We start from the raw sequence: 25,329 nt of genomic DNA, 5'->3' as shown, positions 1-25,329 counted from the left end.
CCCAATTATAAATATTATAATTCAATATATTACTATATTTTTTTGTATATAATATAATTTTTTGTACAAAAACCTATTTTTTTTACTAAAATAATATAATATCTATGTTTAATAATATTAAATATTTTTTAATGTTCAATAACTAACTTTGGAAAGATTTATGCTTTTAAGACAAGATCGAGCAATCATTGCTCTTTTAATTGTGACAGATGTTGCTTTTTATTCAAGTCGAAACAATACAGTCAGTGCTGCTGATATATCGACAAGAACAACTTTGCCTAAACGAAGTATTGAGCCTTTGTTACAATTACTTTCTAAAGCTTCTATTTTGGAAAGTACTAGAGGTCCCCACGGTGGATATCACCTTGCCAAACCAAAGCGATTAATTACTGTTGCTAGTATAATACAAGCGATTTCAGTTCAAGAAAAAGAAAAATATACAGAAATTTCCTCCCCTTTATATCAACAGGTTATAAAACCTTTTTGGGAAGAAACAGATCACAAAATACTAAAAGAAGCTACAAAAGTTACGTTGCAAGATTTAATCAAATCAGCTGAAGAAAAGGGAATGAAAAGACCTCGTCCTAATCCAATTTATTTTACAATATAAAATTGAATATGAAATTTATTAATCTCATATTCAATTTTTATATATTTAACTATTTCTTCTTAGCTGTAGAGCGACGTGTCGTTTTTTTACGAGTAGTTTTGGCTTTTTTACTGCTTGCCTTACTACTACTTACAGGTGCTGTGGCAACAACAGGTTTTGCAACTTGCACCCCTGTGTTATCAACAGTAACATCGACAAGCAATGGTGTTCTTTTAACAGCATCTTTGCCTATCAAACTTGCTGTAAATTTATCGGCACCTGCATATGCCATTGTTGGTGTATAACGAACATAAGTACGATTGTCGTAATTGTACAAAAATGTTTTACCGTTTTCAGGTGCAATCGTCATACCGAAAGAGGCAAATGAACCGCTTGAATCTGGATCTTTAACAACGAACTCACATTGCCCGTCATCGCTGCGTACAGCCATAGTTGTTTTCCAACTACCATCTTTTTCTTTGACAATTGGCGTTACTTTACACACAGCGGAACGTTTTGTGTATTTAAACGGATTATTTGCCTCACTATCAGAAGAGGTAAGCTGCTGATTTTGACATGCGGTTAAGGCAAACCCTAAACCAACCAAAACTAAAGATAATTGAAGACGCACGTACTAGCCCCCATTGCATTCAACGAAAAACTATTTTTCGTTTTATGATTACTAATCAAACCATTTATTTATAAAAAATTATATCAAAGACTTATCCTGATCCCAAGCATTGTTTATTAATGACAGAATATATCGATATAACTTTAATATTTTACATAATCTTTAATCATTTATCAAAGATAAAACAATGCTTTTTTTTACTGAATGCTCAGTTAAGGTAAATAATAATAAACTATTGCATTATATTGAATACCTGCTATATCAAAAAAGCAAATCATATGAACTGATACAGGTTTGAGTTGCTAAGAAAATAAAAATAGCTGAAAAAAAATACCGAATCGGTTATTTTATATATTCATTTGATATATTCTTATAATCATTGTCCTTTGTCCTGATTTGGAGAATTGAATGTCTTTTTCAATTAAACGTCTTGCTCTTTCTGGGGTTATTCTTAGCGGCCTTATTGTCGGTCAAATTAGTACTGCAAATGCAGCCTGCCGTTCATCCTCTGCTCATGAAGCTTTCAACGTTGAAGGTTTAAAAAGCGAGCTTATGGTGACTGCTTTATCTTGTAAAGCACAAGATCAATATAACGGGTTTATTAAACAATTTGGTTCTATTGTGAATGACCAAGAGAGCCAATTAAAGCGTCATTTTCGTACAACTTACGGACGTAGTGCTCAAAAAGCACAAGATGATTATATTACCCAACTAGCTAACGTTCAATCCTCTCAAGGATTAAAAGCAGGAACTATTTTCTGTTTACAAAGAATGAGTATGTTTGATGAGCTTAAACCTCTAAAAACAGCTACAGATTTGTCTCAGTACGCAGAGGCAAAAGATATTGCACAACCAACTTCAATCGAAGTTTGTGATGCGCCTGCTTCTTCCTCCAAAAGTAGAGCAAAAACAAGTAAAAAGCGCGCAGTACGTCATACTAAAAAAACAAGCAAAAAATAAACTTTAAATCAAGAAAGATAAAGAAAATAGTGTGTAACATTGTACCGTTTAAAGGAACAGTAACAATATGAGCGATTTATTTTCTTCTGATAATTCTAAGATACCTCAGCAATCAGGTGCGACCATACCCTCGACAAACAGTTATAATGCTAATGATATTGAAGTTTTAGAAGGTCTTGAACCTGTTCGCAGGCGACCTGGAATGTATATCGGTGGTACCGATGATGCGGCATACCACCATATGGCTGCCGAAATTCTTGATAACTCTATGGATGAAGCCGTTGGTGGTTTTGCTAATCTGATCCACGTAAGATTAGATACGGGCAATAAGCTAACCATTCGCGATAACGGTCGAGGTATCCCTGTTGATCCTCATCCCAAATTTAAAGATAAGTCAGCGTTAGAAGTCATTCTCACAACCTTGCATGCTGGTGGAAAATTCTCCAATAAAGTATATAATACTGCTGGCGGGTTACATGGTGTCGGCTCTTCTGTAGTTAATGCGCTGTCATCTTGGATGGAAGTCGAAATTGCCAGAGATAAAATCCTCTGGAAACAAACCTATGGACGTGGTACCCCAATTACCCCACTCATTGAAGTAGGCGCAATTCAGAATCGACGTGGCACCCAAATTAGTTTTATTCCAGACACAGAAATTTTTGGTGACATTCATTTTTCACCTAAACAACTTTTTAAACTATGCCGTGCCAAAGCGTTTTTGTTTAAAGGCGTTACCATTCGCTGGTCATGTGATGAAACGCTTTTAAAAAATAGCGACATTCCAGCTCAAGCTACATTACATTTTCCAAATGGACTAGAAGATAGTTTAAAAGAAGAAATTGATACCGATGCTCTTATTTGTCCCATTTGGTCGGGCGATGTTTCCCTCCCAACAGACACAGAGGGCAAAGATACAGGTCGTATTGAATGGTCTATCGCATGGTTAACCAAAGGCGATTCTTCTCTTAGTTCTTTTTGTAATACAATTCCCACTCCATTGGGTGGAACGCACGAGCAAGGTTTTAGAAATGCTTTGCTCAAAGGTATCAGAGCTTGGGGTGATCAGCGTTCTAACAAAAGAACCTCTGTCATTACAAGTGATGATGTATTGGGATCACTTGCAGCTAAATTATCCGTTTTTATTCGTGACCCTGAGTTCCAGGGGCAAACAAAAGAAAAATTAAGTTCCAAAGAAACGGTAAAGCTTGTTGAAACAGCATTACGTGATCGTTTAGATCATTGGCTAGCTGCTGATCCAAGCCAAGCAGATACCTTATTTGCAACTATTTTAGAAAAAGCCGAAGAACGCCTACGTCGCAAAGAGGCAAAAGATACACCTAGGAAAAGTGCTACAAAACGATTACGTTTACCTGGAAAATTAACAGACTGCACCAAAGAAAACGCTGCAATTACTGAAATTTTTATTGTTGAAGGTGATTCTGCTGGAGGATCTGCAAAGCAAGCTCGTAATCGTGAAACCCAAGCAATCCTTCCTTTACGTGGTAAAATTCTGAATGTTGCCAGTGCTTCTAATCAAAAGTTAAATAATAATCAAGAGTTGAAAGATTTAATCGAAGCACTAGGATGTGGTATTGGGTCTTATTTCAATATAGATAAATTGCGCTATGGTCGTATTATTATTATGACGGATGCTGATGTTGACGGCGCTCACATTGCATCTCTGCTGATGACTTTTTTCTACCAAGAGCTGCCTGAGCTTATTCTTCAAGGAAAACTTTATTTAGCTCAACCTCCTCTGTATCGCCTAACCCAAGGGGAAAAAAGCGTTTACGCAATGGATGACAAAGATAAAGAGAAAAAGCAAAGTAAACTTAGTCAAGGACGTGGAAAGGTCGAAGTTTCTCGCTTTAAAGGTCTTGGAGAGATGCCTCCAAAAGACCTTAAGGAAACAACAATGGATCCTAAACATAGAACTTTATTAAAAGTCACCATTCCTCGAGAAGAGGCTAACTTTACTGAAGAACGCGTTTCTAATCTAATGGGTAAAAAATCTGAAATGCGTTTTCAATTCATTCAGGAACATGCAGGCTCTATAGAAACGTTAGATATTTAGATTATTTCTTTCGACCGTAATAAGTGTAAAAATTATCAAATTATTATAGGAATGAGAAAGCAATGCCTCTAACGCAAAAGTAGAGCAATCTCGGTTGAAACTTAAACTAACGATCACCACTACTCTAAAAATTTAATTAAATCTTAAATGTTAAGATCCATTATAGTATTCAAAACTATATCCTCATTTTTCAATTTATCTTGTTCTTCTGCTAATAATATATGCGTTTTTACAAAATGGATAAAATTAGTTTTATCTAGCTCTGTTTCAAATACATAACAAGGGATGATTAAATAATTTTTTGTTTCAATATAAATATAAAAATAATCTTTCTTTTCAATTATTTTTATAACCGCTTTCCATTGAACAATACTTTTTAACTTTTCTAAATAATCAATTGTAATGCAATCATTATCTACAGTTAATACAGTTCTTAACAAACAAATTAGAAGAAAAATATACTCCTGCTACGATAGAACTTATAAAAAGTAAGACCCCTTTTAAATGAAATGTAGGAAACAAGAGAATAAAAGCACAATAAAATGAAACTGAACAAATAAACCATCTCTGTAATAGAAAAAGCTTATTAAACACTTTAAAAATTATATTTATGTCGTTTTGATTCAGCTGATATGTCAATATATATCTATCGTCATCTTTTTGATATGCTTGCCCCATTATTTATTCCTAGTTTTACTATTTTAATGAACATAAAAAATCAGCCAATATAATTAATTAGCTGATTTTATAAATAAAGTTAAATTATAGCGAATAAATTATGCGCCCTCAACACCTTCACCAGCCATCAGGCGTGGTTTAATGCGTTCATCGAATTGTTTTTCGTCTAACAATCCAGTTTTCAAAGCAGCTTCTTTCAAGCTCAATCCCTCTACATCTCCTAGATGCGCAATTTTTGCAGCACCATCGTACCCAACAACTGGAGCTAATGCTGTTACTAACATCAATGAATTATCAATATAATGCTGAATGCGCTTTTCATTTAATGTAGTTCCCTCAACTGAGAACTCACGGAAAGCTTTTGCAGCATCAGTTAATAAACGACTTGCATGCAATGTATTCATAATCACCAAAGGACGTGTAACATTAAGCTGTAAATTACCTTGAGACCCTGCAAGTGCCACAGCAGCATCCAGCCCCATAATTTGGATACAAACCATAATCATGGCTTCACATTGTGTAGGGTTAACTTTACCTGGCATAATTGAAGAACCAGGCTCATTTTCTGGCAAATGTAATTCACCTAAACCACAACGTGGACCAGAAGCTAACCAACGTGTATCGTTGGCAATTTTCATTAATACTGTTGCAACACCGCGCAAGGCTGCCATCACTGCAACCATTCCGTCCACGCCACCCAAAGCAGCAAATTTATTAGGCGCTGTGATAAAAGACTGTCCAGTAATTTCGGAGATTTTTGCCGCAATTGCTTTAGAGAAACCTTTGGGAGCATTCATCCCAGTTCCAACAGCAGTTCCACCAGCAGCTAATTCAAAAACACCTCTTTCTGCTTCTTTAACACGATGTAATGCATCTTTTAATTGATAAGCCCAACCAGACCATTCCTGACCCACGGTTAATGGCACAGCATCTTGTAAATGAGTACGACCCACTTTGACAACTTCAAACCATTGCTCTGCCTTAGCTTCAATCGCTTTAACAAGCTTGTTTAACTCTGGAAAGAATTTTTTCTCTAATTCTAAAGCCATAGCCACATGCATTACTGTTGGGAAACTATCATTGGAAGATTGTCCCATATTCACATGATCGTTTGGATGAACAGGTTTCTTCGATCCAATTTTCCCACCCAATAATTGAATGGCACGATTAGCAATAACTTCGTTAGCATTCATGTTGGTTTGTGTACCAGACCCTGTTTGCCATACACATAATGGGAAATGATCATCCAATTTGCCATTAGCAGCTTCTTTTGAAGCTTGCACAATCGCTTCAGCTATTGTTTTATCCAAACGTCCTGCTGCGGCATTGACTTCTGCTGCAGCTCCTTTAACCACACCATAAGCATGATAGACCTCACGTGGCATGATATCACCACCAATATTAAAATGGTGTAAAGACCGCTGAGTTTGTGCGCCCCAATATCGATCAGCAGGTACTTCAACAGCACCCATAGAATCGCTTTCTTGACGATTTCCTGTTGCTTGAATACCGATTTCTACATAGTTATAAGACGCTTTATCCTGAGCCATTGAAAAAATCCTTTTATTTATAGATTAATACATCATAAAAAAAACCCACTGCAAAGCCAAGGGCTGCAATGGGTTTTTCATCATTTAAAGAAATAAATTCCTTCACATTTTAGCGAACAACAGCTGAATGAGTATCAATACTATTCACTGCAACAGTATGAACTTGAGATGTTAACTCGGCAACTCTACCTGAACTGGTAAAGGAAACAACTGCTGGATCAAAAACGGATAGGAAACTATTTGGATAAATCCCCATCCACAAAGTAATCAATGCTAGTGGTACAAGAATAGTTAATTCCCTGACACTCAAATCACGCATGTGGCTAACAGCTGGCTTTACTACGGCACCAAAAATAACTTTTCGATATAAAACTAAGGTATAGATTGCCCCTAAAATCATGGTGGATCCACCCAACAAAGCAATCCAGAAAGAAACTTGTAAAGCCCCTACCATAACAAGTAATTCACCAACAAATGCACCCGTACCAGGTAAACCAACATTTGCCATGATAAAGATCATCCCTAGTAAGGCAAGTTTAGGCATTTGACTAGCCACCCCACCAAATTCGGTAATAGAACGTGTTTCTGCACGATAGGTCACGGCTGCAATACATAAGAATAATGCTGAAATCGTTACACCATGAGAAATAACTTGCATCAAAGCACCGTTAATACCTTCAGCAGTGAACGAAAATAAACCAATTGCAATCAATCCCATGTGTGAAAAAGACGAATAAGCTACCATACGCTTAATATCCGTCTGTGCCAGTGCAATCACAGCACCATAAATCACAGCACACACACCCAAGATCATAATTAACATGGAATAACGATGCGAAGCTTCTGGTAACATCAAAATACAAAACCGTAATAGACCATAAGCACCGGCCTTTGACATCACGCCTGAGACTAATAATGTTGTGGGTGCAGGAGCTTCAGAATATGCGTTTGGCAACCAAGAATGTAATGGGAATAGCGGCAATTTAACACCAAACGCCAAGACAAAGCCCAGCAATAACCACCCTTGAACAGTGCCAGAAAATGATTGATGCATTAGCACTGGAATATCGGTGGTGCCTGTATGAACCCATATCCACAAAATACCGATCATCATGAATAATGATCCAGTAAATGTGAATAAAAAGAATGTTAATGATGCGAAAATACGCTTTGGTCCGCCCCAAATCCCAATGAGCATGCTGCTTGGGATCAGAGTTGCTTCGTAGAAACAGTAAAAAACCACCATATCTAGTGAAGAGAACAAACCAACTAATGTCGTTTCAAGCAATAATATAGCGACCATATAATCACGAATACGATCAATAATCATTTGCCAAGCGGCTAAAATAGCAACCAATGTCAGCAAGGTAGACAGAATAATAAAGAATAGACTGATTCCATCGACCCCAACATGATAAGATACGCCATAGCCTTCTAACCATGTACTTTGGTAATCAAATTGATATCCAGGCAATGTTGGATCAAATTTGCTCCACATTACAATAGATAAACCAAAGACAACAACACTAGTCCATAAAGCGATCCATCTTGCTGTACGTGCAACCTCTTCAGAAGATCCACGCATCAGGAAGATAATTAAAGCCCCAAGTAAGGGCAAATACGTTACGAGCGTAAGTAATACTGTGTGCACTGTATTCTCATTAATTTATTGATTCAAATACGATAATAAAAAGTTTATACATCTTTATAACAGAATTGCCCAGAAATGATTTTAATTTTTTGGAATTCAACCTGATCAACAGACTGAATTATGAACGATGAAAGAGCTTTTCTATATCTTTTTTCGACCATTTTAACCAAGTAGGGCGACCATGTGAACAAGTTCCTGCCCTAGGAGTTTCCTCCATTTGTCGTAACAACGCATTCATTTCATCTATTTTTAACGAACGTCCTGCACGAACACTGTGATGACAAGCCATCCTTGCCAGAATAGCATCTAGGCGATGGTGGAGAGATTCCGTCTCTTCGGGGTGTGCTTGCTCGTCAGCTTCTAATTCTTCTGCCAAATCAATCAACAAAGGCTTTGCAGAAATTGCACCCAGTAATTGGGGTAATGACCTAACCAATATAGATTTACCACCAAAAGATTCGAGCTCGATCCCTAATCCTTCTAAACTATCTTTAAAATCCAATAAACATTGTATGTGAGAATCTGATAACTCAATTACTTCGGGTAATAATAAAGGCTGAGAACGAATTCCTTGTTCTAAATATTGTTTTTTTAATAATTCATGCGTTAATCGTTCATGTGCAGCATGTTGATCGACAATCACCAATTCATCTTGACCCGTGACCGCCAAAATGTAAGTTTTAAATATCTGTGCAATGGCTGTTCCTAAAGGAAATGATGTGTCATTAAATTCCTTTCCAAAAACGGGATTGGAAAAGGTTACTAAACTATTTCCAACATCTCTGGCCGACAAAGCACCCCTATTAAATAAAACATTCAGTTGTTGTTTAGGCGCTTGCTCCACAAGAGGAGAATCCGATTGAGTAGGTAAAGATCGCGGTATAGAAGATGGGTATTGTATATTTGTTACTTTGGATTGATATTGCCTGGGGATTACATGTAACGATTCAGGATGAACCCCTATATTTCCTGCACCCATCGCTAGGCTTTTTTGAATACTGCCAATTAATAATGCACGCACATTGGCTTCATCAGAAAATCGTAATTCCGTTTTAGCGGGATGAACATTAACGTCTAACTGATCTAACGGCACAGTTAAAAACAAAGCAACAACGGGGTGACGTCCTTTTTCTAAAACATCTCTGTACCCAACACGAATAGCTGTTTGCATTACTGGATCAATCACAGGGCGGTTATTAACCACCATAATCTGACCATTAGTCGTAGATCGATTTACAGAAGAAGCACCAATAAACCCCGTTAGACATAATTCCTCACGTTTAAAATCAACCGCAATTAGTTCTTCTTTACGAATATCGTTTAAAATTGCAAGAATTCGTTCTTGTTGAGTTTGAATCGGCAGATCAAAAATTGTTTTGTCGTCTCGAATCAAACAGAATGAAACTTCTGGACGTGCTACAGCAAGACGCTGTATCATCGCTTCACAACGAGAAAATTCTACACGAGCCGTTTTTAAAAACTTGCGCCGCACTGGTGTTGCAAAGAATATATCCTCAACAACAACTTGAGTTCCCCTTTGCCCAGCAGCTGGTGAGATACCCTTGGTTTTTCCACCTTCAACACTGATCTGCCATGCTTGGGATGCGTTTTCTATACGGGAAATAATTTTTAAACGTGCCGCGGCACCGATCGAAGGCAATGCCTCACCACGAAATCCTAGTGTTTGAATATGGACTAGATCTTCTTCTTTTAATTTAGAAGTGCAATGTCGTTCTATCGCAAGTGATAAATCATCGGATGACATTCCACATCCATTATCAATCACTTGAATACGATCTATACCCCCATTAACAAGGTGTATAACAATACGATCGGCACCAGAGTCAAGTGCATTTTCAACAAGTTCTTTAACAACTGCTGCTGGGCGTTCGATGACTTCACCCGCAGCAATTAGATTTATTGTATGTTCAGATAATTGGCGAATTTTATTATGATTTTGAAAAGAAATATTTTCTCTATCACTATCTTCAACCAATATCAATCACCTCAAAGAAAAAGTTATTTTTTATCTGTTGTAGGCGTTGCCCCTTGATCTGGGCTGACCCCTAGGCTTAGATTATTATGTAAACGTTTATTTTCAGCAGCACCATCAACAGCTAGATCAGATGGTTTGCCACTTTTCCAAAACATAATTTGATCAACAAAACCTTGATCCGTTACCAATTCATGTTGACGGCTAACATCAGCAGATTGATTGGCTTGTGTTACCAACTCTGATTGTCCTGGACTTGGAACGTCTTTATCTCTTTCCAACGCCACATCAGGGGATAAAATTTCTAATGTTTGTTGACGAATAGATTGTCCTGCGGGACGTCCCCCATTGCTGTCAGGTAACAACAAACTTTCCGATGGAGGCATAGATAATGGTGAACGTGTTGTCACCGTATATTCATCAGGCATAGAACGTTTTATTCCAAAAGCGCGGGAAACATCCTCTCCCGAACATGCAGAAAGAAGAAACACCGTCATAAGACAGCCAACTGGCATCAAAGAATTCAGGCTTAACTTATGCACCATAATTTGCCTCACCCCTAACTTACAATAAAAATCAACAAACATTCAATAGACGACAATACGAACTAATGTTTTGAATCCTTACGGAAAAAAGCATCAATTAGCAATACCCCTACACCACAAACAATTGCACTATCGGCAATATTAAATACATACCACGACCAGCCGCTAACATGAAGATGTATAAAATCCACAACCGCCCCAAAACGTACACGATCGATAATATTTCCGACAGCACCACCAATAATTGCACCTAAACTTAAAACAACACATCGTTTAGATGCTCTTATCATCCATACAAACAGACCAACTGCAATAGAAAAAGCAACAACAGCAAAAATTATTGGGGCGTATTGACCTAATGCATCACCCAACATGCCAAATGTGATCGCTTTATTCCATACCATTGTAAAATTCAGAAAAGGAAGTATCTCGACAGACCTTTTTTCAGGCAAGTCAAAAATATTTAAAATCCAATATTTGCTTAACTGATCGCAAACGAGAACCAACACCAACATTACTATACCCAAAAGCCAATGCTTGGTTTTCGCCGAATGTGCCGAGACTATATTCATTACTTTCTACAATCTCTATCTTTATTGGCTGACTACATCTACGCAACGCAGACATAATTCTGGATGTTCAGTATTTTCACCCACTTCATCCAAAACTTTCCAACAACGCGCACATTTTTCACCAGAAGCAACCGTGACCACTGGCGGTGCATGCGGCTCACCTTGTTGTTCTTCATCCTCTGTATAAAGAGATGCTGAACCAGGCACGATCTGAATATCGACCTGAGAAACAATCACTAATTCTGCCCAATCATATTGTCCAAAAAGAGCCACTTCTTTTTCAGAGAAAGCCAATTCAACAGCTGCTTGTAAAGAAGATTTAATCATCCCTTCTCTTCTTGCATTTTCAATTTCAATGGTAATAATACGGCGAATAGCTCTAACTTGTAACCATCTTTCTGCTAAGGCTTCGTTATTCCATTCAGCTGGCAAGGTTGGGAAATCTTCTAGATGAATACTTTGGTCTTCACCAAAACGAGCTGTCCACGCTTCTTCTGCAGTAAAGCATAATACAGGTGCCAACCAAGCACATAAACAACGATGCAAAATGTCCAAAACAGTTCTAGCAGCTCTACGACGGACATTATTTGTATCATCGCAATAGAGCGCATCTTTACGAATATCAAAATAGAATGCGGACAAATCGACCGTACAGAAATGGTGTAACGTTGGATAAACCCCAACCCATTCATGAGAGGTTACTGCTTGTTGAATGATTTTATTCATTTCGGTCAAGCGATGTAAAACCCATTTTTCAAGCTCTGGTAATTCTGCATATGGCACTTTTTCAGCCTCAGAGAAATCATCCAAGCCCCCCAACAACCAACGCAACGTATTGCGTAAACGGCGATATAAATCCCCTTGTTGTTTCAGGATTTCTTTACCAATACGCAAATCATCATTCGTATCTGAGTTCATCACCCAAAGCCGAAGAATATCCGCTCCCAATGAATCATTTACATCTTGTGGCGCGACCACATTTCCCAAAGATTTAGACATTTTGCGCCCTTGCTCATCCATAACAAAGCCGTTCGTAACAATTGCTTTATATGGGGCAATGCCTCTGGTGCCAACGCATTCTAACAAAGAAGACTGGAACCAACCACGATGTTGATCTGAGCCTTCAAGATATAAATCTGCTGGGAAATTGAGTTTATCTTGACCTAGGACAAACGCATGGGTTGAACCACTTTCAAACCAAACATCAACAATGTCAAATACTTGTTCAAAGTCATCAGCATTATAGCTACCACCAAGAAAACGAGAAGCTGGTGATGTGTACCAAGCATCTGCCCCCTCAACTTTGAATGCTTCGACAATGCGTTGCATAACGTTTTCATCACGTAATACTTCACGGGTTTCTTTGTTGACAAACACCGCAATCGGAACGCCCCAAGCACGCTGGCGACTAATACACCAATCTGGACGGGATGCCACCATGCTGGTTAAGCGATTACGAATTTGTGCAGGGACAAAAGTTACATCTTCCAATACAGATAATGCGTTTTCACGAATTTTTCTGTCATCATCCATCGCAATAAACCATTGCGGTGTCGCACGATAAATAACTGGTGCTCTTGAACGCCAAGAATGTGGGTAAGAGTGAACAATCGACGATCTGGCGACTAATCCTGTGAAAGCTTTTCCTTCGGTTTGAGCTTTTTGAGACGATTCAATTAACTGGTCACAAACGGGTTCTGCTGCTTTAAATACGTGGATACCAGCAAATAATGGAACATTAGGTGCATATACACCGTCATCTTGAACCAATTCATCAACGCCGATTTGGTGGTCACGACAAAGATAAAAATCATCTTCACCATGAGCAGGCGCACAATGAACCAATCCCGTTCCAGCCTCTGTTGTTACAAATTCGCCTGCAAGTAATGGTACGTCATAATCAAACCCTTTCCCACGGAAAGGATGTGCCGCAACGGTGCCTTTTAACGCTTGACCAGAGAATGTATGTAAAGCTTGATGATCGGTAATCCCGACTTGTTGACAAAAAGAATCAGCAAGATCTTGCGCAACCAGAAATTTAGAGCCAACCATGACATAGGATTCATCACTGACAGCTTGAGCAATAATGACTTGATAATTAATGTCGTTATTATAAGCAATTGCTCTGTTTGCAGGGATTGTCCAAGGTGTTGTTGTCCAAATAACCGCTGAAACGCCGTCTAATGCGTGATTTGAAGTCGAATCTTTCACAATTGGAAACGCAACAAAAATCGTTACAGAAGTATGGTCGTGATATTCAATTTCTGCTTCAGCCAAAGCTGTTTTTTCAACTGGGCTCCACATTACAGGACGCAAACCACGATAGAGGCTACCGTTCAATAAGAAGCGACCAATTTCCTCAACGATCGTTGCTTCAGAAGAGAAATCCATCGTTGCATAACGATTATCCCATTCAGCCTGAACCCCTAAACGTTGAAACTCTGAAGATTGAGTGGTCAACCATTCTTTGGCGTAGTTACGACATTCTGCACGAAATTGCAAAACAGGAACATCATCTTTATTCTTACCTGCTTTACGATATTGTTCTTCGATCCGCCACTCAATCGGCAAGCCATGACAATCCCAACCAGGAATATACCGAACAACCTCACCATTCATACGATGAGAACGATTAATAACGTCTTTTATAATTTTGTTTAATGCATGACCAATATGTAAATGACCATTGGCATAAGGAGGACCATCATGCAATGTAAAGACTCTATGACCTGCAGCCAGACGCTCGTCAGATTTTTTCTGTATGGCTTCATCCAACCCTATCTTCTTCCAATGAGCCAGAATTTCTGGTTCTTTTTTAGGTAAGCCACCACGCATAGGAAAGGAAGTAGAAGGTAAAAATACTGTATCGCGATACAGATCAGTCGATTTGGATTCAGTCATAACATTATTCTAACTGTGACAATAATAAACAAAACGACTATTAATCCTTAAATAACGATAAAAATCAATAGTCACGAACATCAATCAATAACCTATTTTTCAGATTATTTTCAATTCATAATTACAAATTATCTAATTATTTCAAGATTACTAAAAAAATCTCTGGCGTCCAGTGCGTCCTTGGCAATTTGATCTTTTAATTCATCCAGTCCAGAAAAGCGTTTTTCTGAACGAATAAAATGATGCAACCACACTTGTAGCTCTTGACCATAAATATCTTGATTGAAATCAAATAAATGCACTTCTAAACGGCATTCATTTTGTTGACCAAAAGTGGGACGATAGCCCACATTTGCAACACCATCACGCATTTCACCATTCGGCAATGCAATTTTAACTGCATAAACACCGCACATTGGCTCAACATGTTCGCCCAAGAATAAATTTGCAGTTGGAAAACCAATTGTTCTGCCACGTTTATCCCCGTGTTGGACAATGGCTCGAACACTCCAAACCCTACCTAATAATTCAGCTGCCTTCCGAGGATGCCCTTCTCTTAACAAATGGCGAATACGACTGGAGGAAATAACTTCATCGCCATCTTGTAAAGGCTCCAAAACCGTCAAGCCTATTCCCAAGGATTGTGTTTCAGAGGCTAAATATTCAATGGTTCCACTGCGCCCTTTACCAAAAGCAAAACAATTACCACAGGCAATATGCATCACCCCCAATTGATCGTGTAAAATTTGATGCACAAAGTCATAAGCACTTAGAGACGCGAATTTCTGTGTAAAATCGATCTGAAAAATAAAATTTACACCCAGCGCTTTTAAAACCGCATTCCGTTCATCGGCATTCGTCAAACGAAATGGTGCAGCCTCTTTAAAAAAGAGCTGTCGAGGATGGGGTTCAAACGTCACAACAGATAAAGGGCGGTTGGGATATTGCTCACGTAGACTTTGTATCAAATAACCGTGTCCACGATGCACACCGTCGAAATTTCCTAATGCAGCCACACTTCCCTTGGCACCTTGGGAAATAGATTGGCTATTTTTAAAAATCACAGTCATAAACGACTATATATTCCTTTGATAAATTTACTTCTTTTCAGAATCAGAAGAGACAGTCGTTTTCGGGGGTTCATTAAAAGGCACTGAGTCATCTTTGTGATCTGCTGCTGATAATGTTTTATTTGGTTGGGTCGTTGAAGAATTCGGCGATGATTCATCATCAGCCATATTTTTCTTAAAGGATTTAATCCCCTTGGCAAAATCGCCCATTAGGGAAGATACTTTGGTTGATCCAAATAATAACAAAATAACAATTAATACAATCAGCCAATGCCAAATACTTAAGCTACCCATAGTATCCTCATATTTATGTTTGGGTTAAATCAATATCTCTATTGTTTCAAATACTTCTTAAGTGCTTTGATAGCAAGTACAAGTAGAGTAATCACTAAAACAATTACAGCAGCATATACAACTAGAATTAACAAAACAACTAGCCAATGAAAAACAGTAAGATCACCCATAATACACTACACCATCAATTAATACACTACACCCAATATTCAACCCATTTAAACATCACAACCAAATATTTTGTGATACCTAAAGAATTACAGTATAATTTGATTTCTCGGGTAATACTATAATTTTATCGAGGGTGCAAAATTTATAAATCCATACCTTAATTTTATTACGGTTCAATCTTGATTACTAATCTTGTATTTTTCTGATGGGGCTAACACTAAATCATTAACATTCTAACGCACTAACTTTTAATGATTATCATTTTTTCTCTACAAAAAACTTATTAAGTCTTTCCTGGCAAAATAAATCCATAAGTTGGATATTTACGCGTTCCTAACTTATTCGTTGGTGGCCACCAAACGCGAACCAAAGACCAATCATTCCGAGAGGAAACATCCACCACAGATGCGTTATGATTAATTCTCTGTGCATCCCAATTAGCATGATCGACTATAATTGTGCGCGAATCTTTAATTTTTTTTACAACAGAAACATGCCCATCGGGCAATTTGGATGTTTTACGAAAGACTAAAATAGCCCCTTTTTTAGGTTGCTTCGTATGTGGATATTTTCCTTGAGATTTATACCACCACGTATAGGCAGAGCCTCTGAGCTGAACACCCGTTAATTTTCTGGCATAAGGTGCACATTGTAATGGTCCGTTATAACTGCGACCACCCCCGCATGCTGCAAGCAGAGGTAACAGAAATGTCAATATAATCAATGATCTAAAAATCGTCATAGATAACAACCTAATCTATAAAGCCCGTAATCTTTGTATCGTTTCTTCAGCCTCTGCCAGTTCCATTGACAAAACACTCTCAACCATAACAAAAGAAAATCCTCCCCTAGCAAAAGAGGCTTGTTCTTTTTGTTTGGTTTCATTATTAACCTCACGATCTATACGACGAAAAGGACCTAAGCGTCTTTTTCTGGCATAAACCAAAGCGGCTAATAATTCTGAATTCTTGTCCTGATATTGATCTAATACCGACTGAATAACTTCAAAAGCAACACCTTTTTGTAATAATTTGTTTTGTATTACCTTTTGTGAGCGTCCAGAGCGTATCAATGAATTTATTTTATATTCAGCAAAAGTATGGTCATCAATAATCCCTATTTTTTTAACCTTTGCAATGATCTGAGGAATTTGTTGTAATCCTTGACGTAATCCCTCATCAATCTCTGATTGATCGATACCACCCTGTTCAGCTTTTGCCGCCCAACGGCGTAGTTTAGCTTTCAACACACGAATTAACCCTTTTTCAGTATTACTGTATCGTGCTAGATAAGCCATTGCATATTCTTGAAGATCTGGATATTTCACAGGATGAATACTCTATTGCATAATCAAAAATGATAATATTATTGTATACATTTAGCCGTGCAAAATAAAAAGAAAAATTGACTTTACAAATACAATCACAGATTATGATTCTTTTCTTTAAACCAATTCATGAAGAAGAGTAACCATGATATCCGTTCTTATGCCTACCTATAATCGTGCAAATCTTGCGTTTATGCAAGGTCAAGGTGCTTGGCTTTTTACGGAAGATAAACGACGATTTTTAGATTTTGGTGCAGGCATCGCGACCTCTTCTATTGGACATAACCATCCTCATTTGACCAATACGATCGCTGAACAAGCTAAACTGGTATTGCATGTTTCCAACTTATATCGCATTCCACAAGCAGAAAAACTAGCACAAAGACTAGTTGAAATCAGTTTTGCTGATAGTGTTTTTTTCTGCAATTCCGGTGCTGAAGCCAACGAAGGAATAATTAAAGGAATCCGTAGAGCACAATTTCAAAATGGTCATCCTGAACGTACAGATATTATTTGCTTTGAAAATGCCTTCCACGGCAGAACGTTGGCAACATTAACTGCAACAGGCAATCCGAAATACTTGGAAGGATTCGAACCAAGACTTCCTGGGATTAAGCATATTCCTGTTGGAGATTTGGAGGCTTTACACAAGGCTGTCGATGGACATACTGCTGGTTTCCTGATTGAGCCAATCCAAGGGGAAAGCGGTATTAATGTTGTTCCAGAAGTATTTTTGCGTGAACTAAGAAAAATCTGTGACGAAAAAAATTTATATCTTGGCTTTGATGAAATTCAATGCGGTATGGGTCGTACGGGTAAAATGTTTGCCTATCAATGGACAGATGTAGAACCTGATATTATGTCTTTGGCCAAAGGAATTGCAGGTGGTGTTCCAATGGGCGCGTTTCTTGCTAAAGAATCTATTGCCAAACATTTAACACCAGGGACGCATGGATCGACTTTTGGTGGGAATCCGCTGGCGTGTGCCGCTGGGAATGCTGTATTAGATATTTTACTATCACCTAATTTTCTAGATCAAGTTGTCAAAACAGGAGACTATCTAAGAAATGAGCTGCAAACATTAATTGCACAATACCCAACGATTTTTGAAGAAGTCAAAGGGATGGGATTAATGTTGGGTCTTAAAGGAAAACTATCCCCTGCTGAAATTCAAAATGCTGCTTTACATCAAGATTTATTGACGGTTGCCGCGGGAAATAATGTGCTTCGGATTGTTCCCCCTCTCATTATTACTGAAGAAGAATGTCACGAGGGTGCAAATCGTTTGGCAAAAGCCGCAAAGCAATTACAAAATATTATGGAACAAAATTAATGAGCTCTTTATCAAAAACTCATCCAAACAACCATCACGGTAAAAAATGCAAACATTTCCTTGATATTCGTGACTTATCAAAAAAAGATTTACAAGATATGGTTGTTTTGGGAAAACAAATGAAGGATATGCAAGAAAATCGTAAATATCCTTTGCATCCTACAGCACCTTTAAAAGGCAAAAATGTTGCACTAATTTTTTCTAAACCCTCGACCAGAACCCGTGTTTCTTTTGAAGTGGGCATTCGTCAATTAGGTGGGGATTCTGTTGTTTTGTCAACCGATACAATGCAAATTGGTCGTGGGGAAACCATTGCTGATACAGCACGTGTTTTATCTCGATTTGTTGATGCGATGGTCTTAAGAACAGGGTGCACAAATGACCTTTTGGGTCTTGCTGAATTGAGTTCTGTACCGGTTATCAATGGATTAACCCCCACTTCTCACCCATCACAAATCATTGCTGATATTATGACATTCGAGGAACATAGAGGTTCAATCAAAGGAAAAACACTGGCATGGCTAGGTGATGGTAACAATGTTGCAAGTTCTCTGATTGAAGCAGCGACACAATTTGAATTCACATTAAACCTTGCTACCCCTCATGCTTTTTCCCCTTCTCAAGAAGTTCTTGATTGGGCAAAAGCAAACGGTGGCAATATTAACGTCACAACCGATCCTAAAGAAGCCGTCAGAAACGCTGATGCTATTGTAACCGATACTTGGGTTAGTATGTCAGACAGCGACGATGAAAAACAAGTCCGTTTGAAGGCATTAGCACCTTACCAAGTGAATGCAGATCTAATGAAATTAGCCGCTTCTGATGCGATTTTCTTACATTGTTTGCCTGCGCATATTGGCGAAGAAGTTACTGAAGAAGTTTTTGAAAGCAAGCAATCTGTTGTGTTTGATGAAGCCGAAAATCGTCTTCATGCACATAAAGCCATCTTGATTTGGGCTATGATGGATGATGATTGGCGTCAATATGGCTCTGGTAAATAAGAGTTTGTAATTAATTTACATCTTTATCAATAAAATGGATCTATAATATTTGTAGGTCCATTTTTAAATTTTAAGTAGCTCAAGATTTACCAATGTCTATCATCCCTATTCCAAAAAAGTGAATTAGATATAAGAACAATATATAAATCTGATGGTAATTCCAGTGGAAAACGCATTATTTATTTAAATAGCTATAAGACTTAATTGTGTTCTTAACGGTTGTTTTCTATATTAAGTGTTCATATTATGTAATTTTCACTTCACCTGACAAAGAGGAAGTTATCATTTCGAACATTCAATATTTATGTGATTATTTCGATGAGACTGTAGATCATGTGTCTGATTTTGCTATTCAGCATCTGAACAAGATTTATTTTCGCTTTTTAGATAATGATTTGTGGAGTATGAAAATTTTTGCACAGCCACATTTATGTGATCATCTATATTCCTTCTTGATGTAATCCTTGATACATCTGACGTAAAAAAACTGCAAACGAGTGCGCCGTAAATTATGGTGTTTTGAAATCTATTTCAGATTTCTAAAGAATAGTAACTTGTTTCAAGATAAAAAAACTATCAAAGAACAATTAAAAGCAATATATCGATCCCTTACCACACGAAAAAAAGAAACAAAATAATGACCGAACATACACAATATTCTGATCGCCCTGATGTTCCTGAATTAACAATTCCAGAAGGCATCACCCCTTTCTTTTTCCCCTCAGCCAGAGGTCGTTTAATTCGCCTTGGTGCTTTGGCGAATACGTTATTAGAACGTCATCAATATCCTTATGCGATTTCTAAATTAGGTGGCGAAGCACTTGCTTTGGTTGCTGGATTGGCAGCAGCGCTCAAATTTGAAGGTTCTTTCTCTTTACAAGTCAAAGGCGAAGGTGCCGTTTCTTTGCTGGTTGTTGATTGCACACATAATGGAGAACTTCGTTTTTATGCACGTTTTGATGAAGAAAAAGTCGCTCAATTACCAAAAGAGGCAAGCGCTTTAGAACTTTTTGAAAAAGGTCTATTTGCTCTTACTGTTGACCAACATAATGATAAAGACACCTATCAAGGAATGGTCAAAATTACTGGCAATAGCCTCTCTGAAATGGCTAGCCATTATTTTGAAAACAGCGAACAGCTCTCCAGTTGGATACGTCTATATTGTGAACACACGTCAGATGGCTGGGAAGCTTCTGGATTAATTTTAGAAAAGATTGCTAATGATCCTTCTATCATTGTTAAAAATGAAGAAGAAATTGCCAATGAGGCTGAAGAGTGGAACACATTGACTATTTTGGCAGAAACCATGACTGCCAAAGAAATGCTGGATCAAACCATAGATAATAATCAATTGCTTTATCGTCTATTTAACAGCACCTCTATTTCTATCGGAACTGCAAAACCTGTATCTTATGGCTGTCGTTGCTCTCGTTCTCGTCTTGAAAACCTGTTAAAAACATTTAGCAAAGATGACATTGATACCATGAATAAAGATGGAAATATTACAATGACTTGTGAATTTTGTCGTTATGATTTTGTTTTCAAACCAACAGAAATCTAATACATACAAATAAAGCGTGTATCTTCTGGTAATTCTCTTTATAGTTTCATTCCAATCCATCAATGTCTGCTTTTGATTTCACACAAAGGAACATTCAATGTCATTAAAACAACAAAACACATTATCTTTGAAATTAAAATTATGTGCTTCTGCACTATTGCTGATGACTCCACTGATTGGATTAACCGCATGTTCTAGCGATGATCCTAAAACATTTGCACCATTAACTTACGACTATCTAACCCCTATTTTTTTCAATGTTGGTCAAATTAACGTTCAAAATCTCGCTGAAAATCAAAAATATCCGCGTGATGTAACGAATCTTAGTCCAGTTTTACCAGCAGCAGCTTTGGAAAATATGGCTAAAACGCGTTTCCAAGCTCGTGGGTCCTCTGGCAATGCAACGTTCATCATCAATCGTGCATCGTTGCAAGAACAAGGTCACAATGGCATTTACGGGCAAATGGATGCGACTTTAGATATATTTGATAGTAGCAATAAAAAAGTTGCTTCTGTGGCTGCCAGTGTCAATCATACCTATAATATTGATTCCTCTAAAGGCGCAGCAAGCCGTAAAGCTAATTTATACGATGCTACACAAAAACTGATGCAAGACATGAATGTCGAATTAGAATTCCAAATTCGTAAACATTTAGGAAACTGGATTGTTGATGCGACTGGTACCCCTGTTACTGGAAGCATCCAAACCCAAGACCTTGGAAAACCTGGATCAACAGTACAACCCCCTACCACCACACCTACTACGCAATCAAGTGGTAAAACCAATACTCCTCAATCATCCCCATCATCAGACGACGATGATCTCAGTGCTATTTTTCCAGGTGGAAAACCCGATACTGTTAATAAGACGACACAAGAGGGACAACAATCTTCAAGTAAAACAAACAGTGGTAAATTTCCCGTTGGAAGTTTAGGCACTTTACCTGAAGGCTCTACGCCTAAGGGATATTAAGTTTTTTTATGCAATTCTTACTTATGAAGCACGTTTGAACTTCATAAGTAAGGTTGGTAATAAATCGATAAAAAACGATGACGTTTAAAAATAAAATGCACCTCATTAAAAATGCCATTGCATTTATCATTTCTATGGTTTTGAACCCATTTATCGCGCAAGCAAATACGTATAAAAAAACATGGAACGACGCAAAGGGACAGCATGATGTTATCCTTATCGTCAAAGAAATGGCTTCAGATGACCTGCAACAAGTATCTTTATCAGGAAAAGGTTCTATTAATAATAAACCAGAGTGGACTATCCATGATTTTGTTAAAGATTGTCCTGTCGATGCAAATATAACAATAAACCCAAAATCATTTGAGAATATTGACCTTAATAAAACGAATAATCATTACCTGCTTTTTTCATACAGCATCAGCTGTCGAGGGGGTATTGACCCCGAAGATATAAAATATTTTGCATATCAAAATGGTCAAAAATATACCATGAGAGGTGAACAAACTATTATTATAGGAAAGGATAAATTTGGAGGCGAGAGGAAACCTTCAATCAGCTCTAACTTACAAAAGAACCTTCCCTTATTGAACTATATGCAGAAAAAATGGCCAATTATTTCTACCTATAATTATAATATAGATAACTCTGCTAAATAATAAATAAGCTATTCTATCAACAACACAGATAAAGAACGCACCCCTTGCGCACCACGGATTAATACGCCTTCGATATCCGCAGTCGCTGAGGGCCCACTATGTAATGCTGCATAATGAATTTGTTTCCATTCTGGACGTGCATAAGCGTCGTGCAAATTCTCTACTATTTGTTTTGGATCAAGGAATATAATCAAATGTTGAGGCAAATATCCCAACGTATTAATGAATAAATCTTGTTCGGTTAAGCAAATAGAACCTGTTTCAGCCACGCCAAAACTAGCACGTAAAACCCCATAATCTATATCTTGCAACTCTTTAGGCTCAGTTGTTTCCGTTAAATGTCTATTGCCCAGTATTTCAGGAACAACAGAACAGATAACTTTGCTTTCTGCTATTCTTTCTTTTACAAATTTATAAGGGTCTTGAGGATCTGCTTCAATGATTTGTCCTCCCATAGCAATTAAAGATTGCTTAAATTTTCCAACAATACCCACGGAATTTTGATGAAACAAAGGCACTGTTGGAGCTTCAGAATGCTCTGTCTGACAAGATTGACGGATTTGGTTTAAAATAAATTCACGACTACTCATCAGCCTTTCCTTTCTTCATGTAATTTTTTGCATACCAACTATGAAAAGTTTCTTTGGGTGGTTGTGGTATATCCCGCTGCCTTCCCCATGCATTGAGTTGATTATAAACAATAAAATGAGGCAAATAAGACAATACTCTATCCCCCGTTTGAACGGCCATTCGATAGGCTTTGGGATGAGCAAATAATTTACCTAACGAGGTCATAATAATGCGTTTGGACAAAGAGAGTTCTTTTTCATCAGCCAATGTTTCGCGCCATGCAAAGATTTGTTCATGCAAATTAATTTTAACAGGGCAAACATTCGTACAACTGCCATTCAACGTCGATGCAAAAGGCAAATTACGATATTTATGTGCATTATAAGTAGGACTTAGAATTAATCCAATTGGTCCTGCATATGTACTACCGTAACTTAGCCCACCACTACGACGGAAAACAGGACATGTATTCATACATGCGCCACAACGAATACATTTTAATCCAGCTTTAAATTTCTGACTGGCAAGACGTGTAGATCGACCATTATCGACCAATACTACATGCATTTCGCCACCCTTACGAGGGCCACGAAAATAAGAAGTATATTGTGTGATTGGTGATCCCAAAGCACTGCGCGATAAAAGACGAATAAAGACTGCCAAATGCTCCATTTTAGGGATGATTTTTTCGATCCCCACCGTTACAATATGTAATGACGGCGTATTCGCTGACAAATCAGCATTGCCTTCATTGGTACAAACAACCACAGCACCAGTCTCTGCCACAAGGAAATTTCCACCTGTCATGCCTGCATCAGCATTTAAAATATATGGTCGAGTGGTTTCTCTTTGAGTTTCCGCCAAGTAATGCACATCATTATTGCCTTGTTCAGCATTTAATGTTTTCACAAATACTTTGGAGACATCAGTTCTGCTTTTATGCACCGCAGGGACAACAACATGACTGGGATCTTCTTTATCCAATTGCTGAATACGTTCCCCGAGATCAGTTTCAATAACGGTAATGCCCTCTTCCTCTAAATGCTGGCGCAACATACATTCTTCACCCAGCATGGATTTGCTTTTCACTAAGCTCTTGGCATTACGCTCTTTTAGAATGGTCGTTATAATATCGTTACTTTCTTGCGCATCTTTAGCCCAATGGACATGCACACCATTAGCTTTGGCATTACGCTCGAATTCTTCTAAATAGTCCGCCAAATGACCCAAAGTGTGGGATTTAATATCAGAAGCTAGATCTCGCAACGCTTCCCATTCAGGGATTAAATGCATTTGTGCATCACGCTTTTTTCGTAAATCCCATAGGCGTTGGTCATGCATTTGTTGATGTGCAGAAGCAGCAATAAAACGATTAGCAGCTTCTAATTGATTAACAGGTTTATTCCCTTTGATCTTAGCCCCTTTGGGCTGAACCTCTTGTTGAAGATCACTCATGATAAATCTCCGTTTAAGATTTGGGCAATATGCGCATATTTTAAATCAACCCCCATACGCATCGCACAGCCCTTTTGATGCATTAAACAAGAGCTATCGGCAGAAATAACATATTCTGCACCACTACGATGTTGATCCATGACTTTATCTTGTCCCATTTTGGCAGAAACACCTTCCTCAAAAACAGAGAAAGTTCCACCAAAGCCACAACATTCATCAGGACGTTCCAACTCTACGAACTCAATCCCTTTAACTTTTGATAATAAATCTTTTGGCTTAGAGAAAAAAGGTTCCCTGCGTTCAGACATGCTGGCATGACGTAATCCACGCAACGCATTACAATTATAATGAATCGCTACTTTATGAGAGAAACTTGCCCAAGGGAAATCTTCAACTTTCAGAATATCATGTAAAAATTCAACTAAATCATAAGTATTTTTACGAACATGCTGAACCTCGTCCGTTTGTTTAATCGCATCAAAATGATGGCGGACTTGATTTGTACAACTGCCTGAAGGCATCACGATATAATCAAATTGTGAGAAATTTTTAACAAATAATTTTTCTGTTTCGGCAGCCTCTGTATGACATCCCGTATTCGTCATCGGCTGCCCGCAGCAAGTTTGATCAAATGGATACGTTACGTTGATATCAAAACGCTCTAGTAATTTCAAAGTCGATATGCCAACCTCTGGTTCCAAAGCATCCATGTAACAGGGAATAAACAACCCGACTTCCATCTTATCAATCCTTTATATAAATTAAATATCA

Annotated in this window: 23 protein-coding genes; 8 read left to right on the top strand and 15 right to left on the bottom strand. The window is 37.9% G+C overall.

Translation table 11 applies throughout. The annotated features are described in order from the left end of the window. The first annotated feature begins 160 nt into the window (after positions 1-160). Complete coding sequence (locus PQG52_RS01745) at positions 161-610, top strand: RrF2 family transcriptional regulator (RefSeq protein ID WP_271789179.1); 450 nt, start codon at positions 161-163, stop codon at positions 608-610. 49 nt (positions 611-659) lie between these two features. Here PQG52_RS01745 and PQG52_RS01740 read toward each other — a convergent pair whose 3' ends face one another. Beyond that, on the bottom strand, positions 660-1,220 hold the full coding sequence (locus PQG52_RS01740) for a hypothetical protein (RefSeq protein WP_271789180.1): 561 nt from the start codon (positions 1,218-1,220) through the stop codon (positions 660-662). Positions 1,221-1,628: 408 nt separating this feature from the next. On the opposite strand from PQG52_RS01740, the gene PQG52_RS01735 reads away from it, so the two are divergent. Continuing rightward, positions 1,629-2,180, top strand: a complete 552-nt coding sequence (locus tag PQG52_RS01735) for a hypothetical protein (RefSeq protein ID WP_271827619.1) — start codon at positions 1,629-1,631, stop codon at positions 2,178-2,180. Positions 2,181-2,247: 67 nt separating this feature from the next. Beyond that, on the top strand, positions 2,248-4,254 hold the full coding sequence (parE, locus tag PQG52_RS01730) for a DNA topoisomerase IV subunit B (protein WP_271827618.1): 2,007 nt from the start codon (positions 2,248-2,250) through the stop codon (positions 4,252-4,254). Between the two features lie 143 nt (positions 4,255-4,397). Here the strand turns inward: parE and PQG52_RS11435 are convergent, their stop codons facing one another. The 11 genes from PQG52_RS11435 to PQG52_RS01680 all read right to left on the bottom strand — a co-directional run bounded on the left by PQG52_RS11435 (position 4,398) and on the right by PQG52_RS01680 (position 17,006). Then, positions 4,398-4,694, bottom strand: coding sequence for a YcxB family protein (locus tag PQG52_RS11435; RefSeq protein WP_408869529.1), 297 nt, complete (start codon positions 4,692-4,694; stop codon positions 4,398-4,400). 336 nt (positions 4,695-5,030) lie between these two features. Further along, complete coding sequence (fumC, locus tag PQG52_RS01725; RefSeq protein WP_271827617.1) at positions 5,031-6,482, bottom strand: class II fumarate hydratase; 1,452 nt, start codon at positions 6,480-6,482, stop codon at positions 5,031-5,033. Between the two features lie 109 nt (positions 6,483-6,591). Beyond that, entirely contained in the window at positions 6,592-8,133 is a 1,542-nt protein-coding gene (locus tag PQG52_RS01720) for a complex I subunit 4 family protein (protein ID WP_271789185.1), read from the bottom strand. A 118-nt stretch (positions 8,134-8,251) separates the two neighbouring features. Beyond that, on the bottom strand, positions 8,252-10,129 hold the full coding sequence (gene mutL, locus PQG52_RS01715) for a DNA mismatch repair endonuclease MutL (protein ID WP_271827616.1): 1,878 nt from the start codon (positions 10,127-10,129) through the stop codon (positions 8,252-8,254). A gap of 23 nt (positions 10,130-10,152) precedes the next feature. Then, entirely contained in the window at positions 10,153-10,671 is a 519-nt protein-coding gene (locus PQG52_RS01710; RefSeq protein WP_271789187.1) for a DUF3035 domain-containing protein, read from the bottom strand. Positions 10,672-10,733: 62 nt separating this feature from the next. Then, positions 10,734-11,243 (bottom strand): signal peptidase II, encoded by a 510-nt coding sequence (gene lspA, locus PQG52_RS01705; RefSeq protein ID WP_271789188.1) that lies wholly within the window; start codon positions 11,241-11,243, stop codon positions 10,734-10,736. 21 nt (positions 11,244-11,264) lie between these two features. Continuing rightward, the gene (gene ileS, locus PQG52_RS01700) at positions 11,265-14,144 is read right to left on the bottom strand and encodes an isoleucine--tRNA ligase (RefSeq protein WP_271827614.1); all 2,880 of its coding nucleotides are present in this window, start codon (positions 14,142-14,144) and stop codon (positions 11,265-11,267) included. A 128-nt stretch (positions 14,145-14,272) separates the two neighbouring features. Continuing rightward, positions 14,273-15,214: a bifunctional riboflavin kinase/FAD synthetase gene (locus PQG52_RS01695; protein WP_271827613.1), complete on the bottom strand. Its 942-nt coding sequence runs from the start codon at positions 15,212-15,214 to the stop codon at positions 14,273-14,275. 27 nt (positions 15,215-15,241) lie between these two features. Beyond that, positions 15,242-15,508: a twin-arginine translocase TatA/TatE family subunit gene (locus PQG52_RS01690; protein ID WP_271827612.1), complete on the bottom strand. Its 267-nt coding sequence runs from the start codon at positions 15,506-15,508 to the stop codon at positions 15,242-15,244. 454 nt (positions 15,509-15,962) lie between these two features. Beyond that, a complete protein-coding gene (locus PQG52_RS01685) occupies positions 15,963-16,421 on the bottom strand; it encodes a CHAP domain-containing protein (RefSeq protein WP_271827611.1) in 459 nt (152 codons plus the stop codon). Between the two features lie 15 nt (positions 16,422-16,436). Then, on the bottom strand, positions 16,437-17,006 hold the full coding sequence (locus PQG52_RS01680) for a regulatory protein RecX (protein WP_271827610.1): 570 nt from the start codon (positions 17,004-17,006) through the stop codon (positions 16,437-16,439). A 145-nt stretch (positions 17,007-17,151) separates the two neighbouring features. Here PQG52_RS01680 and PQG52_RS01675 point away from each other — a divergent pair, with 145 nt between their 5' ends. The 5 genes from PQG52_RS01675 (at position 17,152) to PQG52_RS01655 (ending at position 22,533) form a co-directional block, all read left to right on the top strand. After that, positions 17,152-18,339: an aspartate aminotransferase family protein gene (locus tag PQG52_RS01675; RefSeq protein ID WP_271827609.1), complete on the top strand. Its 1,188-nt coding sequence runs from the start codon at positions 17,152-17,154 to the stop codon at positions 18,337-18,339. After that, positions 18,339-19,340, top strand: coding sequence for an ornithine carbamoyltransferase (argF, locus tag PQG52_RS01670; protein WP_271827608.1), 1,002 nt, complete (start codon positions 18,339-18,341; stop codon positions 19,338-19,340). The genes PQG52_RS01675 and argF overlap by 1 nt, the downstream gene beginning before the upstream one ends. Before the next feature lie 637 nt (positions 19,341-19,977). After that, positions 19,978-20,901, top strand: coding sequence for an Hsp33 family molecular chaperone HslO (hslO, locus tag PQG52_RS01665; RefSeq protein WP_271827607.1), 924 nt, complete (start codon positions 19,978-19,980; stop codon positions 20,899-20,901). A gap of 97 nt (positions 20,902-20,998) precedes the next feature. Continuing rightward, complete coding sequence (locus PQG52_RS01660; protein WP_271827606.1) at positions 20,999-21,874, top strand: hypothetical protein; 876 nt, start codon at positions 20,999-21,001, stop codon at positions 21,872-21,874. A 77-nt stretch (positions 21,875-21,951) separates the two neighbouring features. Beyond that, positions 21,952-22,533 (top strand): M949_RS01915 family surface polysaccharide biosynthesis protein, encoded by a 582-nt coding sequence (locus tag PQG52_RS01655; RefSeq protein ID WP_271827605.1) that lies wholly within the window; start codon positions 21,952-21,954, stop codon positions 22,531-22,533. Between the two features lie 8 nt (positions 22,534-22,541). On the opposite strand, the gene PQG52_RS01650 is transcribed toward PQG52_RS01655, so the two are convergent. From PQG52_RS01650 to PQG52_RS01640, 3 genes are read right to left on the bottom strand one after another with little or no spacing between them, the layout of a single operon-like run. Then, entirely contained in the window at positions 22,542-23,123 is a 582-nt protein-coding gene (locus tag PQG52_RS01650) for a LutC/YkgG family protein (RefSeq protein ID WP_271827604.1), read from the bottom strand. Beyond that, the gene (locus PQG52_RS01645; RefSeq protein WP_271827603.1) at positions 23,116-24,558 is read right to left on the bottom strand and encodes a lactate utilization protein B; all 1,443 of its coding nucleotides are present in this window, start codon (positions 24,556-24,558) and stop codon (positions 23,116-23,118) included. Before PQG52_RS01645 ends, PQG52_RS01650 begins: the two co-directional genes overlap by 8 nt. Beyond that, positions 24,555-25,298, bottom strand: coding sequence for a (Fe-S)-binding protein (locus PQG52_RS01640; RefSeq protein WP_271827602.1), 744 nt, complete (start codon positions 25,296-25,298; stop codon positions 24,555-24,557). The genes PQG52_RS01645 and PQG52_RS01640 overlap by 4 nt, the downstream gene beginning before the upstream one ends. Positions 25,299-25,329 lie beyond the last annotated feature (31 nt).

This window comes from Commensalibacter communis (genome assembly GCF_947179105.1).
GTDB lineage: Bacteria > Pseudomonadota > Alphaproteobacteria > Acetobacterales > Acetobacteraceae > Commensalibacter > Commensalibacter communis.
Note: the sequence above shows the minus strand (reverse complement) of the source record. Positions and strands in the feature narration are given on the sequence as shown.

What these genes read in the sequence shown, in the direction of transcription:
- PQG52_RS01745 (WP_271789179.1), top strand. Translation starts at nt 161, where the DNA reads ATGCTTTTAAGACAAGATCGAGCAATCATTGCTCTTTTAATTGTGACA.
- PQG52_RS01735 (WP_271827619.1), top strand. Translation starts at nt 1,629, where the DNA reads ATGTCTTTTTCAATTAAACGTCTTGCTCTTTCTGGGGTTATTCTTAGC.
- parE (WP_271827618.1), top strand. Translation starts at nt 2,248, where the DNA reads ATGAGCGATTTATTTTCTTCTGATAATTCTAAGATACCTCAGCAATCA.
- fumC (WP_271827617.1), bottom strand. Translation starts at nt 6,482, where the DNA reads ATGGCTCAGGATAAAGCGTCTTATAACTATGTAGAAATCGGTATTCAA.
- PQG52_RS01710 (WP_271789187.1), bottom strand. Translation starts at nt 10,671, where the DNA reads ATGGTGCATAAGTTAAGCCTGAATTCTTTGATGCCAGTTGGCTGTCTT.
- lspA (WP_271789188.1), bottom strand. Translation starts at nt 11,243, where the DNA reads ATGAATATAGTCTCGGCACATTCGGCGAAAACCAAGCATTGGCTTTTG.
- ileS (WP_271827614.1), bottom strand. Translation starts at nt 14,144, where the DNA reads ATGACTGAATCCAAATCGACTGATCTGTATCGCGATACAGTATTTTTA.
- PQG52_RS01695 (WP_271827613.1), bottom strand. Translation starts at nt 15,214, where the DNA reads ATGACTGTGATTTTTAAAAATAGCCAATCTATTTCCCAAGGTGCCAAG.
- PQG52_RS01690 (WP_271827612.1), bottom strand. Translation starts at nt 15,508, where the DNA reads ATGGGTAGCTTAAGTATTTGGCATTGGCTGATTGTATTAATTGTTATT.
- PQG52_RS01685 (WP_271827611.1), bottom strand. Translation starts at nt 16,421, where the DNA reads ATGACGATTTTTAGATCATTGATTATATTGACATTTCTGTTACCTCTG.
- PQG52_RS01675 (WP_271827609.1), top strand. Translation starts at nt 17,152, where the DNA reads ATGATATCCGTTCTTATGCCTACCTATAATCGTGCAAATCTTGCGTTT.
- argF (WP_271827608.1), top strand. Translation starts at nt 18,339, where the DNA reads ATGAGCTCTTTATCAAAAACTCATCCAAACAACCATCACGGTAAAAAA.
- hslO (WP_271827607.1), top strand. Translation starts at nt 19,978, where the DNA reads ATGACCGAACATACACAATATTCTGATCGCCCTGATGTTCCTGAATTA.
- PQG52_RS01660 (WP_271827606.1), top strand. Translation starts at nt 20,999, where the DNA reads ATGTCATTAAAACAACAAAACACATTATCTTTGAAATTAAAATTATGT.
- PQG52_RS01655 (WP_271827605.1), top strand. Translation starts at nt 21,952, where the DNA reads ATGACGTTTAAAAATAAAATGCACCTCATTAAAAATGCCATTGCATTT.
- PQG52_RS01650 (WP_271827604.1), bottom strand. Translation starts at nt 23,123, where the DNA reads ATGAGTAGTCGTGAATTTATTTTAAACCAAATCCGTCAATCTTGTCAG.
- PQG52_RS01645 (WP_271827603.1), bottom strand. Translation starts at nt 24,558, where the DNA reads ATGAGTGATCTTCAACAAGAGGTTCAGCCCAAAGGGGCTAAGATCAAA.
- PQG52_RS01640 (WP_271827602.1), bottom strand. Translation starts at nt 25,298, where the DNA reads ATGGAAGTCGGGTTGTTTATTCCCTGTTACATGGATGCTTTGGAACCA.